Here is a 14,002-nt window from a genome sequence, read left to right on the forward strand (position 1 = left end):
CACCGCGCCGGCGGTGGTCAGCGGCCGAGGACTAGGGACATGGCCTCGTTGCGGGCGGCGGCGGAGCGCTCGAAGTGGCCACGCACGGCGGAGGTGACGGTCCGGGAGCCGGGCTTGCGGATGCCGCGCATCGACATGCACAGGTGTTCGCAGTCGACCACCACGATCACGCCGCGCGGGTCGAGCACCTCGGTGAGGGTGTCGGCGATCTGCGAGGTGAGCCGTTCCTGCACCTGCGGCCGCCGCGCGTACACCTCGACCAGCCGGGCGAGCTTGGACAGCCCGGTGATCCGCCCGTGCGCCCCCGGGATGTAGCCGACGTGCGCGACGCCGTGGAACGGCAGCAGGTGATGCTCGCAGTTCGAGTACACCTCGATGTCGCGGACCAGCACGAACTCGTCGTGGTCGGCTTCGAACGTGGTGGTGAGCACCTGCGCCGGGTCGATCCGCAGCCCGGCGAACATCTCCGCGTACGCCCGGGCCACCCGGGCCGGTGTCTTCTGCAGCCCGTCGCGCTCCGGGTCCTCGCCGATGGCGAGCAGGATCTCGTGCACGGCGCGTTCGATCCGGCCGAGGTCGACGGTGTCCGCCACCGGGCCACCGCCGTGTTCGCCGCCGATCAGCCGGGCGGCCAGGTGATCGATGGCGCCGGGTTCGAGCTGCTCGCTCACCGCGTGCTCCCCTCGACAGGGTTCGAGCCCGGTAGCAGCTACCGGGCTCGAACCTGTGCGGTGGTCAGTGTTGCTCGCCGAGCCCGCCGGACTGGCCGAACTGGCGGCCGGTGCGGCCCCACTCCGGGTCGGTACCCGTGGCGGGCTGGCCGCCGTTCGCCTCGCCCGGAACGTCGTCCTGCGGCTCGGCGTCCCGCGGGGTGCCGGTGGCGTTCATCGACGGGTCCTGCGCCCCGCTGCCGGCCAGCGCCGCGGCGCCGTCCGCCTCGGCCTGCTGCTTGAGCGCGACGACCTCGGCCGGGGTCAGCACCGGCGGCTTGTCCGACGGCCGGCGCTTGCCGAATCCGTTGTACGGCGCGAGCTGCGGGCGCTTCTTGACCCGGGCACAGATGCGGGCCATGTCGGCGTTGGTGACGGTCTCCTTCTCGACCAGCTCCAGCACCAGGTTGTCCAGCACGTCGCGGTACTCGGTGAGGATCTCCCACGCCTCGTCGTGCGCCATCTCGATCAGCGAGCGCACCTCGGAGTCGATCTCCGCCGCGATCTCGTCGGAGTAGTCGCGGGTGTGCCCCATCTCGCGGCCGACGAACGGCTCGGAGTCCTTCGTGCCGTACTTGACGGCGCCGAGCTTGGCGCTCATGCCGTACTCGGTGACCATCGCCCGGGCCATCCCGGTGGCCTTCTCGATGTCGTCGCCGGCACCGGTGGTCGGCTCGTGGAACACCAGTTCCTCGGCCGCCCGGCCACCCAGCGCGTACGCCAGGGTGTCGATGATCTCCGACCGGGTCTGGTTGTACTTGTCCTCGGTCGGTAGCACCAGGGTGTGCCCCAGCGACCGGCCGCGCGGCAGGATCGTCACCTTGTGCACCGGCGCGAGCTCGGGCATCGCCCAGCCGACCAGTGCGTGCCCACCCTCGTGGTACGCGGTGACCTTCTTCTCCTTGTCGCTCATCACCCGGGTCTTGCGCTCCGGCCCGGCGATGACCCGGTCGATGGCCTCTTCCAGGTTGGCGTCGGAGATGGCCTTCTCGCCGGCGCGGGCGGTCAGCAGCGCCGCCTCGTTGATCACGTTGGCCAGGTCGGCACCGGTGAAGCCGGGGGTGCGTCGGGCCAGCGTCTCCAGATCGACGTCCGGGGTGAACGGCTTGCCCCGGGCGTGCACTCGCAGGATCGCCTTGCGGCCCTCCATGTCCGGGGTGTCGACGGCGATCTGCCGGTCGAACCGGCCGGGCCGCAGCAGCGCCGGGTCGAGGATGTCGGGCCGGTTCGTGGCGGCGATCAGGATGACGCCGCCCTTGGTGTCGAACCCGTCCATCTCGACGAGCAGCTGGTTCAGCGTCTGCTCGCGCTCGTCGTGGCCGCCGCCGAGGCCGGCGCCACGGTGCCGGCCGACCGCGTCGATCTCGTCGACGAAGACGATGGCCGGCGCGTTCGCCTTGGCCTGCTCGAACAGGTCGCGCACCCGGGAGGCACCGACACCGACGAACATCTCGACGAAGTCGGAACCGGAGATCGAGTAGAACGGCACGCCCGCCTCGCCGGCGACGGCGCGCGCGAGCAGCGTCTTACCGGTACCGGGCTGGCCGAACAGCAGCACGCCCTTCGGGATCTTGGCGCCGAGCGCCTGGTACTTCGCCGGGTTCTGCAGGAAGTCCTTGATCTCTTCCAGCTCTTCCACGGCCTCGTCGGCGCCCGCCACGTCGGCGAACGTGGTCTTGGGCATGTCCTTGGTGAGCTGCTTGGCCTTGGACTTGCCGAAGTTGAGGACCCGGCTGCCGCCGCCCTGCATCTGCGACATGAACAGGATCAGCAACACCACCACGACAGCGACCGGAAGCAGGCTGATCAGCAGCTGCATCCAGATGTTGTCCTTGGTGACCTTGACGTTCAGGGTGTCGACCTTGCCGGCCTTGACCTGCGTCTCGATCTGGTTGTAGATCCGGTCCGCGGACAGCGCCGGGAAGGATGCTTCGATCTTGGTCGAGTTGACCTTGTTGTCACCTGAACCCTTGTATTCCTTCTTCAGGTTCAGCTGCAGGACCTGCTCTTTGTCCTGGAAATTGACGCTCTTGACGTTGCCCGAGTTGATCTGGGCGATCGCCGTCGAGGTGTCGACCTTCTTGTAGTCGTCGCCACCGGTGATCAAAGAGCTGAGTAGGATCGCGCCGAGGATCACCAAGACGACCCAGAACAGCGGCCTACGAAAGAATCGAGTTCGCTCCATGCCGTTGCGGGCCCGCCGAGCGCGCCCCGCCCCTCCCGCTCTCACACCGACGTTGCGACTCGCCGGTCGACGACCGGCGTGAACCAGTTAGTCCCCGGTCATTCGACGGTACACCGTGAAGCCGAGCAACGCGGAGCCAGAGGGCCCGGGCCGGCCCCGAAGCGGTACATAACGCGCATGTGACCAGCGCAACTCCCGGCAAACCCGCAGGTCAGAGCACATCTCACCAACTGAGGGTGTGCTGTGAATGACCTGCCGGCCGGCTAGCCCGACCGGTGGCCCGTCAGCGCTCGTAGACCTCGGGACGCAGCAGGCCGACGTACGGCAGCTCCCGGTAGCGCTCGGCGTAGTCGAGGCCGTAGCCGACGACGAACTCGTTCGGGATGTCGAAACCGAGGTACTTGACCGGAATGTCGACCTTGACCGCGTCGGGCTTGCGCAGCAGCGCCACCACCTCCAGCGACGCCGGCCCCCGGCTGGTCAGGTACTTCAGCAGCCAGGACAGGGTCAGCCCGGAGTCGACGATGTCCTCGATCACCAGCACGTGCTTGCCGCTGATGTCGCGGTCCAGGTCCTTGAGGATGCGCACCACCCCGGACGAGGTGGCCCGCGTCCCGTACGACGAGATGGCCATGAACTCCAGCTCGACCGGGTGGTCGAGCGAGCGGGCGAAGTCGGCCATGAACATGACCGCGCCCTTCAGCACCCCGACCAGCAGCAGCCCGTCGACGCCCGCGTAGTCGGCGGCGACCTGCTTGGCCAGCTCCGCGGTCTTCTCCCTGATCTGTTCCTCGCTGACGATGACCTTGGAGATGTCGTCGGCGTACCAGTTGCCCCTGCCCGCAGCCATGTACCCAGCCTGCCCGACGGCACCGATCACGGCACCGCCGGGGTGGGCACCGGCACGACTCGATCACGCGGCGTGGCTGTGTTGCCGATCCTGCCCCTCCTCGGGGGCGTGCCAGTCCTTCGAGTCACGGCTGTCCCGGGTCCAGCCGAGCAGCTGGGCGGCACCGAGCACGAGCGCGAACACGACGATGAACAGCAGTGCATGCATGACGATCCTCTTTCGGGTCGATCCGGCGCCGCACGAGCGCCGGTGGGGAATCCGCACTGCCGATGGCCATCGACATGTCTATGTTCGGTCGCGCTCGCCCGGTCCTCCAGTGGCAGGAATGCCATTGACCATCGATTTTCTGCCGGTATGCTGGCGGGCATGTTGCGGAAGATCGCGGCGGTGGCGCTGGACGGTGTCGCCGCCTTCGAGCTGGGCGTGATCTGCGAGGTGTTCGGCGTCGACCGCACCGCGCAGGGCTTCCCGTCGTACGAGTTCGCGCTGTGCTCACCCGGCGGGCGGCCGGTGCGCTGCAAGTCCGGGTACCAGATCGTGCCGGACCACGGCCTCGCCCCGCTGGCGGACGCCGACGTGGTCGCGGTGCCCGCGATGGGTCACACCAGCAACCCGCCGGACGGCCCGCTGGCGATTCCGGCCGAGCTGGCCGAGGCGTTGCAGGCGGCCGCGGCCCGGGACGCCTGGGTGGTGAGCGTCTGCTCCGGCGCGTTCGTGCTCGGCGAGGCGGGGCTGCTGGATGGCCGGCGCTGCACCACGCACTGGATGTACGCGGCGGACCTCGCCGCCCGCTACCCGACCGCGAAGGTCGACCCGGACGTGCTCTACGTCGAGGACCGGCCGATCCTGACCAGTGCCGGCACCGCCGCCGGCATCGACGCCTGCCTGCACCTGGTACGGCAGGAGCAGGGTGCCGCGGTCGCCACCGCACTCGCCCGGCGGATGGTGGTCCCGCCACACCGGGACGGCGGGCAGGCGCAGTACATCGAGACGCCGGTACCGGTGGCCGAGACGGCCGAGTCGCTGCAGCCGCTGCTGACCTGGATGCAGGAGCACCTGGCCGAGGAGCTCACGGTGGAGTCGCTCGCGGCGCGCGTGCACCAGGCGCCCCGCACGTTCGCCCGCCGGTTCCGCGCCGAGACCGGCGCCACCCCGCACGACTGGCTGGTCGGGCAGCGGGTGCTGTTCGCCCGCACGCTGCTGGAGGAGACCGGGCTGGGGGTGGAGCAGATCGCCCGACGGGCCGGCTTCGGCAATGCGGCCACCCTGCGACACCACTTCACCCGGCGGCTGGGCACCGCGCCGGTCGCCTACCGCCGCCGCTTCTGCGGTCAGGACTGACCGACTGCCCCAGCTGCCGGCTTGTCAAGTGTTCTGTCGGGAATCTACAGGGGGTGGCGCCTCGCGCAACCGCTTCCGTACGCTCAGCGATCATTCGCGGGACGCGGACGGTGACGACGCGGGCGTGAGGAGTACACGGTGGGCGAGTCGGGCTCGGTCGGCCTGGGTACCTTCGGCGGCCGGCTGATCGCGGCCGCCGGCCGGATGCGGGCCGCCACCGGGCCGGACACCGGGTCCGCGCCGGCCTGCTGCGCGGCCCCCGGCTCGCTCGGCGATCTGGCCGCCGACCTGCACCGACGCTGGGGCGTTGCGGCTTGGCAGGCGCACGACGCGACGGATCGTGCCGCCGACCGGCTGACCGACCTCGGTACCGACCTGGGCACCGCCGCCGCCCGCTACCGCGACGCCGACCAGCAGGCGGCGCAGGCGATCCGGCGGGCCGGGGAGCCTCGGTGATCGCCGGGTCGGCCCGATACGGAACGCAGCGACCCGACTGGCGGCCGGCGCCGCTGCCGGCCGACCACCTCGCCGAGCTGGCCGAGGTGGTCACCGACCTGCTGGCCGCGGTCGACCGAGCCATCCAGCGGTACGGCGTGCCGCCGGAGCACCAGGTCGTGGCCGACCTGCGCGAGTTCCGCGCGCTGCCCGGTACGCTGGCGCAGTCCATCGTGGACACCGACCCGGAACCGGTGTGGCAGCGCTCGGTCGAGCTGGCCCGGCACCGGACGACGGTGGTCGAAGCGGCCGAGCCGGTCCTGGCCGACGGCGACGAGCTGCGCTGGGCCGGGGCGGGGCAGCGCGCGTACCAGACGGTGTGGTCGGCGGTGTCGGCCACGCTGACCGCCGAGCTGCCGGCGCAGCTGCTCGGCACCGCGGAGTACGGCGCCGCGCTGGCCGGCTGGTACAGCAAGCTGCGGGCCGCGCTGACCTCCTTCTTCCTGCGGTACGGCAACTCGCCGGCCGCGGTCACGCTGCGCGCGGGCCCCGGTCCGGGTACCGCGGACGAGCTGGACCATGTGCCGGCCGCCGCCACCGCGGCCGCCGACCTCGCCACCGCCTGCTTCGCCGCGCTGCGGCCCGTGCTCGCCGCCGGACGGGAACTGCGCCCGGCCACCGACCCGCGGCCGGCGCTGCCGACCGCCCGCACCCCGGACCACGACACCGGTACCGACTCGGGAGCGTTCCATGCCGGCCACGACTGACCACGAGCGCGCGACGGGCGCCCCGCGCGAGATCGACGAGACGTGGATCGAGGAGGCGGTGACGCACTACCGGCAGCTGGAACGGCGCCGCACCGAGCTCGCCGACCGGGTCGCGCACGCCGACGTGACGATCCGCTCCGGCGACGGGTTGGTGGAGATCGTGGTCGGCGCCGACGGCGCGTTCCACGACGTCCGGATCGCGGACGCGGCGCTGCGCACGCTCACCGCGCGGGACCTGTCCCGTACCGTGCTGGGCGCCTGCCAGCAGGCCCGGACGGCGGCCGACTGGGCCCGGCAGAAGCTGGCCGAGCAGGAGTTCGGCGCCGACCCGTTCGGCACCCGGCAGTAGCGGCCGGACGCTCGGCGCGGGGAGTGGCGGCGCGGTCGTGGCGGCCGTCTCGCGGCTCGGCGCGGTCGTGGCGGCCAGCTCGCGGCGCGGGCGCGCTCGTGGCCGCCAACTCGCGGCTCGGCGCGATCACCCCGGACCGGCGCGGCGAGGCATCCGACCACATGCCGGTCAAGCGGAAGGCCGGGCTCACCCGAATCGTGCGCCGCTCGGGCGGCCCGGCCGACCTGCACCCCCTGTGGGCCTGCTCCGAACGCCTGGTACGAACTGCGGCCCTTTCGGCGAAAACACCCTTCCGCCGACGTTACGGGTAACTTTCCGGCGCTGGCGCGGTGACGCGCGTTCACCCGGACGGAGTACCCGTTCCGGTTCCCCGCGGCGGGTGTCCGGCGTCGTAGGGTGCTCGGGTGGGCATGCTCTGCGCGGTCAGTTTCAACCGGTACGGCCGGCTCTACTACCTCGACCCCGGCGAGTTCACGCCGCAGGTCGGCGACAAGGTGCTGGTACCGACCGAGGACGGTACCGAGGTCGCCGAGTGCGTGTGGGCGCCGCAGTGGGTCAGCGAGGACACGGCCGGGTTCCCCCGCCTCGCGGGGCCGGCCGGCGACGCCGACCTGGACCGGGACGCGCTCGTACGGCGGCGCAAGGCGGAGGCGAAGGTCGCCGCGAAGAAGCTGATCCGCGAGCACGAACTGCCGATGAAGGTGGTCGCGGTCGACCACCTGACCGGGCCCGAGCCGAGCACCGACTCGGTCGAGGACGGCGCGCACACCACCATCTACTTCACCGCGCCGCACCGGGTCGACTTCCGCTCGCTGGTCCGCGACCTGGGCGCCACCCTGCGCTGCCGGGTCGAGCTGCGCCAGCTGTCCGTCCGCGACTCGGCCCGGGTACAGGGCGGCATCGGGTCCTGCGGCCGCGACCTGTGCTGCGCGACGTTCCTGCGCGACTTCGAGCCGGTCACCATCCGGATGGCGAAGGACCAGGACCTGCCGCTCAACCCGTTGCGCATCTCCGGAGCCTGCGGCCGGCTGATGTGCTGCCTGAAGTACGAGCACCCGCTGTACCAGCGTTTCCAGGAGACGGCGCCCCCGGTCGGCAGCAGGGTCGAGACCGAACAGGGGCCCGGCCGGGTCGTCGGGCACAGCGTGCCGCGGGACGCCGTCAACGTCCGGCTCGACGCCGACGGCAGCCGCTGCTCGTGCAGCCGGGCCAGCGTCTGCGGCTCCCGTCAGGCCTACGAGCAGCAGTACGAGTAGTCCCGCCACCGGTCGCGACCGTCCGCCGGCGAGTCCGTCGTACCGGCGGGTCGCGGCGGCCTGCCGGCGGGCTCACCCGATGCCGGCGACCGCCGCCGGGTCGGCCCGGTTCGGCGGGCAGTCATGACGGCCGGCCACCGGAGCCGGCGACCGCCCCGGCGTCCCGGTTCCGACTCCGGCGGGGTCAGCTCACCGGGTCTGCGCTGGCCGGGCTCTTGCGGATCCGAACCGCCTCGTATGCGGGGAGCACCACGGCCTGCGCGGCCACCACCTGGCCGTCCGGGCGGGCGGTGATCGACGGCGACCCGTACAGCTCGTAGCCCTCGTCGAGGGCGGCGCTGACCCGGGCGCAGAAGTCGTTGTCGTCCGGCCCGGTGAGCAGCCGGTACCGCATCCGCTCCGTCAGGTGATCCATCGGCCGTCCCAGCTCGTGTGGTGAGGCGGGTCGGTGGTCGGCTCGTCCGCCGGGCGCTGGTGCGCCAACCCGCAAGGTCATGACGGGCCGAAGATACCTGCCGGGCCGTACCGGCGGGCGACCGCCGCGACCAGGCCTGCCCGGTACGCACGACTCAGCCGCGTGGCGCCTCGGACGAGACGCCCGCCGCGAGCCGGCCGGTGCGGGTCCGAGGGGCTCCGCAACGGCCCTGGGTCAGTTGACCGCCTTGTGCACCGCGTTCGCCACGGTCCGGGCGAACAGCTGCTGTCCCTGGGGGCCCGGGTGGACCCCGTCGACCAGCAGCGCGCCTTCCTTACCGGCAATGGTGGCGTGCCAGTCGGCCAGGCTCACGTTGGCGTGGCTGCGGACCGCCTGCTGGATCGTCCGGTTCATCGACGCCGTCCACGGCCGCGCGCAGTCGGTGTTCACCAGCACGACCTTGCGGTTGCCGGCCTCGCTGATCGCGGTGTCGAAGTCGGACAGGCCCCCGTTGCCGTTGGTTCCGAGGGCGATGACCAGGACGTCGTTCGGGCCCATCGAGGACAGGTGCTGCTGCACCAGCCCCGGCGCGGTGGTCAGCTGCCGGCCGACCTGACCGTCGATGGTGATGCCGGGCAGGGCCGCCTGCAGGGACGGCGTCGAACGCACCGTGATCGAGTCGCCGATCATCGTCACCTTGGGGTTGGTGACGCGCTTCTTGTCGCGACTCGCCGGCTGCTGCGCTCGGGTCGGCTTCTTACTGTTGGGGGACACGCTCGGTGACGGCTTCTGGGACTGCTTGGTCGCCTGTGCGGTCGGGTGCGCTGCCGCCTTGGTGTCCGGCGACTCGCCCTTCCCACATGCTCCAAGCAATCCGACGACCACGGCCAGGGCCCCGGTCGCGACTGCCGTACCTCGCATCAGTCGTTGTCGATCGCTACGCACAGCAACGAACGTAGGGGTGGGTCGCTGTGATCGCGAATGTTTGTGCCTGCCCTCACCCGCATCCGGACACACCCGGTGCGGAACCTCGCACCGCGCCGCCGGGTCACCCACTCGCACGGGTTCCCCCGTTCGTACCGGTCGGCCGGGCGGCAGCGGCCGTGCGTCCGTCGCCTCGCCGCCCGGTTCACCCGGCGACGACCGTGCCACCCCCGTACCGCCGGCGGCGCCCCGGCGCGGGGAGCCGAACCGGATGCGGGAAACGTGTAACGGAATTGCCAGGGCAGACGAGGGGCAATTTGTTTCCCGATTTCATCGGGCGCATCGATTCTCATCTATTAATCGACACCGAACGTCATTCCGATACAACGCACTGCCGTTGGTCGAATTTGTTTCGTTCGTAGGGTTTCGCCCGCATCCACCGGCAACTACACTCGCCGACCATGTCCTACCACGACTATCGGCGAGACGACCCGCCACAGGGATATCAGGCCGGCCCGCAACCGCCGGGACCGTACAGCTACGAGCCACCGGCGAGGCGCCGACCGGGCGACGGCGCCTCGGTCGTCGCCCGGGTCGTGGTCGGCCTGACCTGCGTTGTTGCGGTGATCTTCGGCCTGCACGTCCTTTTCTCATTCGCCGACGCGAATCAGGGAAACGGATTCGTGCAGTTCATCTACGGTCTGGCCCGGGTGCTCGTACTCGGATTCGGTGACGTGTTCACGCCGGACGACGCCAAGATCGGCCTGGTGCTCAACTACGGGCTCGCCGCGCTGATCTATCTGGCCATCGGTCAGTTCGTTGCCAAAATGCTGCGCCGCTGACCGCACCCGGGTATTCACGAAATCCCACTGGCGCTTTCCCGGTCGCCGGACGAAACAGGAGAGCGGCCGAACCACCCGTTCGGTACGATCGGCGACCATGCGCGTCCTGGGCATCGACGTCGATACCACCCGGCTCCGCCAGTGGCGCGACTGGTTGATGCCCGACGCCCAGCCCTACCTCGTACCGGCCGGGTCCGCGGCGGGGTTCGGGCGGACCGACGAGCCGAACCGCCTCACCCCTGAACTGCGAGACACGTTCGAGCTGTACGACCTGTCCGGCCGCGCCGTCGTCTGGCTCACCCGCCGGCAGGCTCGCGAGCTTCCGCCTGCGGTGCGCGGCGCGCAGCCGGCCGCGCATCGCTGGCCGTCCCGCGACGAGTCCCGGACCAGCGCCCGGATCGTCCGGTACATCGAGTTCGGCCGGCGGGTGAGCCGGCATCGCAACGTCTCGGAGGCGACCTGGCGGGCGGCAGCTGGCACCCTGCCGAACGCGCGTGCGCTGGCCGGCCGCTTCCCCGCGCACAGCGGGCCGAACTGCTTCGGTGCGGTGATGGCCGCGGCCGGGGTCGACGGTGCGGAGCGCCTCTGGATGCAGCGGGAGCCGTTCGAGTCCTGGCTCGCCGAGCGCACCGCACGGGGCGGCCGGGACCACGAACTCGGCACCGTCCTGGTGTGGCGCAGCCCGGACGGGTTGGTGCAGCATGCGGCCGTGACGCTCGGCGACGGTTGGGCGCTGCACAAGCCGTCGCAGGGCTGGATGTCACCGACCAAGGTCCTTCGGGTCGAGGACGTCAAGTTGAGTTCCCGCGCGGTCGGCCGCCACCTGCACCGCCACCACATCCGCTGACCCGGCCGGATCCGATCCGGCGCGGTCCCGCGACAGGCGGGTGGGGCGGTCAGGTCTCCTCGACGAGGATCGCCTCGGCCAGACCGCGGTCGATCACGATGTCGTTGATCAGACCGGACTTGAGGGTGGCGCGTACCGCTTCCTTCTTGCGGGCGTCGAACGCGATGCCGATCCGGGTCGGCACCGATCGAAGCTGCGCTTCCGAGATGCCGATCATCCTGCCGTCGAGTGGGGTGTTGACTCGGCGGCCGTCCTTGTCCAGCAGCACGCCGACCACTTCGGCGACGGCCCCGGAGTCGCGAGCGATCGTGCGATCCTGCTCCGAAGCTGCCTCGTAGACGGTCGACAGCCCGTCACCCCAGGCGCCGATGCCGACCGCGCAGACGGTCAGCTGCTCGAACAGGCGCTGGCACCGCACGAAGTCCGGCTGCTTGGAGTAGATCCGCGAGTCCGACTTGTCGGGGCAGACCATCGGTGCGTAGTACAGGTAGGCCGGGCCGCCGCCGACCCGGGTGAACCGCCGGACGGCCTCCATGACGTCCCAGGCGTCGGTCCGCGAGACGGCGCCGGTGATCTGCACGACCGAGCACCGGCTGAACCCGGCCGGCGGTTCGGTCAGACCCATCAAGGCTCGGGTCGACGAGATGCCCAGCACGTCGCGGTCGGTGACGAGCTCTTCGAGCAGCGAGGTGGCGGCCTGACCGACGCTGGCACGCAGGGAGTGGAGTGATTCGTCGGGCGCCTCCGTGACCGCGCAGTAGCGCAGCCCGAAGCGGTCCTGGAGCTGGCCGGACAGATCGAACTCGACGTCGTCGGGCAGCCCGATCTCGATGCGCACCAGTCCGGTTGCGCGGGCCCGCTCGAGCAGCCGCCCGACCTGGAACCGGGAGAGTCCGAGCTCCTCGGCGATCTCCACCTTGGTGCGTTGATCCAGGTAGGCCCGCCGCGCGACCCGCGCCATCAGCAGTGCCTGACTGTGCTTACCGCGCAGTCGCCGGCCGTCCACTCGCGGTACGCCCGGGCCTTGCCTCGATTCGCTCATGTGAGCACTCTACTGCGTGGTTGACGCGACAGTCCGCCGCGATCTTGCCGTGGCTCCACTCGGTATGTGTTAATCGGTGCGTCTGGCGCTAGACGATCGATCAAATGAGCGATAGCGAGGGCACTCCATGAGTCACGAAGCAACGATGTTCGAGCGGCCCGACACCAGACGACCATGGCTGGCCCGCCGGTGACGCGGGCCCTGACTGGCCGCACCCAGCTACCGGCGGAACCGGCGCCCGAGACCAGGACACCGCAACGGCGGTGGCGTCGCACGCTGCGTCGCCACGGCAAGGAGTACCTGCTGTTCGCCGCCCTCGTCGGTCCGAACCTGGCGCTGATTCTGGTCTTCTCGTACTGGCCGGTGATCTACAACTGCTACCTGAGCTTCACCTCGTGGGACATGATCTCCCCGGCCCCGACCTGGGTTGGCCTCGACGAGTACCGCGAGCTGTTCACCAGCGCGGACTTCGGCCACGTCCTGCTGAACACGGTGAAGTTCGTCGTGCTGATCGTGGTGGGAGCCATCGTCGGCGGACTGGCCACCTCCCTGGTCCTCAACCAACGACTGGTCGGCCGCGGCCTGGCGCGAACCGTCAGCTTCGCGCCGCACATCGTGTCCGGTGCGGCGATCGCGGCCCTGTGGCTGTTCATGCTCGATCCGAGCTTCGGGCTGGTGCGCGCGCTTCTCGAACCCCTGGGCATCTCGTCGCCGCAGTGGACGACCAGCTCGCACTACTCGCTCTACGCACTGGTGCTGGTCTACGTGTGGAAGGGCATCGGTTTCAGCGCGATCATCTACGTCGCCGGACTGCAGAACCTACCGGCCGATCTGTTCGAGGCCGCCACGCTGGACGGCGCGAACGGCTGGCAGCGGTTCCGCCACGTGACGTTCCCGTTGCTGTCCCCGGTCACCTACTTCCTCGTCGTGACCTCGGTGATCGGCGCGTTCCAGGCGTACGACGTCACGGCCGTCATGACGGGCGGCGGGCCGGGGCAGTCCTCGACCACCTTGAGCTGGTTCATCTACCGGCAGGCTTTCCAGGCCTCCAATGCCGGACTGGCCGCGGCCGCCGCAATGGTCATGCTCGTCATTCTCTTGACGATCACCATGCTGATAGCCCGATACGGCGAGCGGAGAGTGACCTACCAATGAGCGTCGAAACATCGAGGCGACGCCACACCGGCACCCGAGACCGGGTGCGCAGGATCCTGCTGTACGCGGCGCTGGTACTGATCGCCGCCGTGTTCATCATGCCCCTGTACTGGCTGTTCAGCTCGGCGGTCAAACCGAGCGGGGAGATCTACCGGTTCCCGTTGCAGTGGATTCCCCGTCACCTGCACTGGTCGAACTTCACCAACGCCTGGCATGACGCACCGTTCGGATCGTTCTTCATCAACTCGATCGTCGTCACCCTCATCGGCACCGCGATCAAGATGGTGTTGGCGACCGGCTCGGCCTACGCGTTCACCTTCCTGCCCTTTCCGTTCAAGCGGGTCTTCTTCGCGCTGATCCTCGGCACGCTGATGACACCCGGCACGATCACCCTGCTCACCAACTACCTGACCGCCTCCGACCTCGGCTGGGTCGACACGTATGCGGGCCTGATCGTCCCCGGTGCCGGTTCGGCCTTCGGCATGTTCCTGTTGCGCCAACAGATGAAGTCCCTGCCGCGGGAGGTGTTCGAAGCCGCCCAGATGGACGGCGCGGGCCATCTGCGGATTCTCGTACGGATGGTCATCCCGATGTCGCGCCCGATGATGATCACCGTCACGTTGATCTCCGTGATCGAGGTGTGGAACGACTTCATCTGGCCGCTCATCATCACGACGACCACGCAGATGCGCACGCTCCCGATCGGGCTGCTCTACCTGAAATCGCAGGAAGGCTACAACGACTGGGGCGCCATCATGGCCGGCACCGTCATGGTCGCCGCGCCGATGCTGATCCTTTTCCTCCTGGCCCAGCGATACATCGTCGCGGGTTTCTCCGGCGGCGCGGTCAAGGGCTGACGTCAGCGCCCGGCGCCGCCACCACGA

The 14,002-nt window shown here is 70.2% G+C and carries 15 protein-coding genes and 1 pseudogene; 9 read left to right on the forward strand and 7 right to left on the reverse strand.

What is annotated here, in order from left to right; translation table 11 throughout:
* Positions 1 to 17: 17 nt before the first annotated feature.
* The 4 genes and pseudogenes from folE to Asera_RS02980 all read right to left on the reverse strand — a co-directional run bounded on the left by folE (position 18) and on the right by Asera_RS02980 (position 3,952).
* On the reverse strand, positions 18 to 671 hold the full coding sequence (gene folE, locus Asera_RS02965; protein ID WP_030446959.1) for a GTP cyclohydrolase I FolE: 654 nt from the start codon (positions 669 to 671) through the stop codon (positions 18 to 20).
* 202 nt (positions 672 to 873) lie between these two features.
* Positions 874 to 2,895 (reverse strand): annotated as a pseudogene (gene ftsH, locus Asera_RS02970) (ATP-dependent zinc metalloprotease FtsH); the annotation flags it as partial.
* A gap of 283 nt (positions 2,896 to 3,178) precedes the next feature.
* Entirely contained in the window at positions 3,179 to 3,745 is a 567-nt protein-coding gene (hpt, locus tag Asera_RS02975; protein ID WP_030446961.1) for a hypoxanthine phosphoribosyltransferase, read from the reverse strand.
* A gap of 63 nt (positions 3,746 to 3,808) precedes the next feature.
* Complete coding sequence (locus Asera_RS02980) at positions 3,809 to 3,952, reverse strand: hypothetical protein (RefSeq protein ID WP_157034891.1); 144 nt, start codon at positions 3,950 to 3,952, stop codon at positions 3,809 to 3,811.
* Between the two features lie 159 nt (positions 3,953 to 4,111).
* Between Asera_RS02980 and Asera_RS02985 the strand changes: the two genes are divergently transcribed.
* The 5 genes from Asera_RS02985 (at position 4,112) to Asera_RS03005 (ending at position 7,893) form a co-directional block, all read left to right on the forward strand.
* Positions 4,112 to 5,086: a GlxA family transcriptional regulator gene (locus Asera_RS02985; protein WP_030446962.1), complete on the forward strand. Its 975-nt coding sequence runs from the start codon at positions 4,112 to 4,114 to the stop codon at positions 5,084 to 5,086.
* A gap of 138 nt (positions 5,087 to 5,224) precedes the next feature.
* Positions 5,225 to 5,542, forward strand: a complete 318-nt coding sequence (locus tag Asera_RS02990) for a hypothetical protein (protein ID WP_030446963.1) — start codon at positions 5,225 to 5,227, stop codon at positions 5,540 to 5,542.
* Complete coding sequence (locus Asera_RS02995) at positions 5,539 to 6,288, forward strand: hypothetical protein (RefSeq protein ID WP_030446964.1); 750 nt, start codon at positions 5,539 to 5,541, stop codon at positions 6,286 to 6,288. The genes Asera_RS02990 and Asera_RS02995 overlap by 4 nt, the downstream gene beginning before the upstream one ends.
* Positions 6,272 to 6,637 carry a YbaB/EbfC family nucleoid-associated protein gene (locus Asera_RS03000; RefSeq protein WP_051802394.1) on the forward strand — a complete coding sequence of 122 codons (366 nt, stop codon included), beginning with the start codon at positions 6,272 to 6,274 and terminating at the stop codon, positions 6,635 to 6,637. The genes Asera_RS02995 and Asera_RS03000 overlap by 17 nt, the downstream gene beginning before the upstream one ends.
* 404 nt (positions 6,638 to 7,041) lie before the next feature.
* Positions 7,042 to 7,893: a PSP1 domain-containing protein gene (locus Asera_RS03005; RefSeq protein WP_030446966.1), complete on the forward strand. Its 852-nt coding sequence runs from the start codon at positions 7,042 to 7,044 to the stop codon at positions 7,891 to 7,893.
* Between the two features lie 184 nt (positions 7,894 to 8,077).
* On the opposite strand, the gene Asera_RS03010 is transcribed toward Asera_RS03005, so the two are convergent.
* Positions 8,078 to 8,308: a DUF1737 domain-containing protein gene (locus tag Asera_RS03010; protein WP_035297048.1), complete on the reverse strand. Its 231-nt coding sequence runs from the start codon at positions 8,306 to 8,308 to the stop codon at positions 8,078 to 8,080.
* A 234-nt stretch (positions 8,309 to 8,542) separates the two neighbouring features.
* Positions 8,543 to 9,229, reverse strand: coding sequence for an SGNH/GDSL hydrolase family protein (locus Asera_RS03015; protein WP_157034892.1), 687 nt, complete (start codon positions 9,227 to 9,229; stop codon positions 8,543 to 8,545).
* A 464-nt stretch (positions 9,230 to 9,693) separates the two neighbouring features.
* Here Asera_RS03015 and Asera_RS03020 point away from each other — a divergent pair, with 464 nt between their 5' ends.
* Both Asera_RS03020 and Asera_RS03025 read left to right on the forward strand, forming a co-directional pair.
* Positions 9,694 to 10,074, forward strand: coding sequence for a hypothetical protein (locus Asera_RS03020; protein ID WP_211255607.1), 381 nt, complete (start codon positions 9,694 to 9,696; stop codon positions 10,072 to 10,074).
* Positions 10,075 to 10,171: 97 nt separating this feature from the next.
* The gene (locus Asera_RS03025; RefSeq protein ID WP_030446970.1) at positions 10,172 to 10,921 is read left to right on the forward strand and encodes a hypothetical protein; all 750 of its coding nucleotides are present in this window, start codon (positions 10,172 to 10,174) and stop codon (positions 10,919 to 10,921) included.
* A gap of 49 nt (positions 10,922 to 10,970) precedes the next feature.
* Here the strand turns inward: Asera_RS03025 and Asera_RS03030 are convergent, their stop codons facing one another.
* On the reverse strand, positions 10,971 to 11,963 hold the full coding sequence (locus tag Asera_RS03030; protein ID WP_084131771.1) for a sugar-binding transcriptional regulator: 993 nt from the start codon (positions 11,961 to 11,963) through the stop codon (positions 10,971 to 10,973).
* 189 nt (positions 11,964 to 12,152) lie between these two features.
* Between Asera_RS03030 and Asera_RS03035 the strand changes: the two genes are divergently transcribed.
* Positions 12,153 to 13,118: a carbohydrate ABC transporter permease gene (locus Asera_RS03035; RefSeq protein WP_211255608.1), complete on the forward strand. Its 966-nt coding sequence runs from the start codon at positions 12,153 to 12,155 to the stop codon at positions 13,116 to 13,118.
* Between the two features lie 44 nt (positions 13,119 to 13,162).
* Entirely contained in the window at positions 13,163 to 13,975 is an 813-nt protein-coding gene (locus Asera_RS03040) for a carbohydrate ABC transporter permease (RefSeq protein WP_035297049.1), read from the forward strand.
* Positions 13,976 to 14,002: the final 27 nt, after the last annotated feature.

This window comes from Actinocatenispora sera, from assembly GCF_018324685.1.
GTDB classification, from domain to species: Bacteria; Actinomycetota; Actinomycetes; order Mycobacteriales; family Micromonosporaceae; genus Actinocatenispora; species Actinocatenispora sera.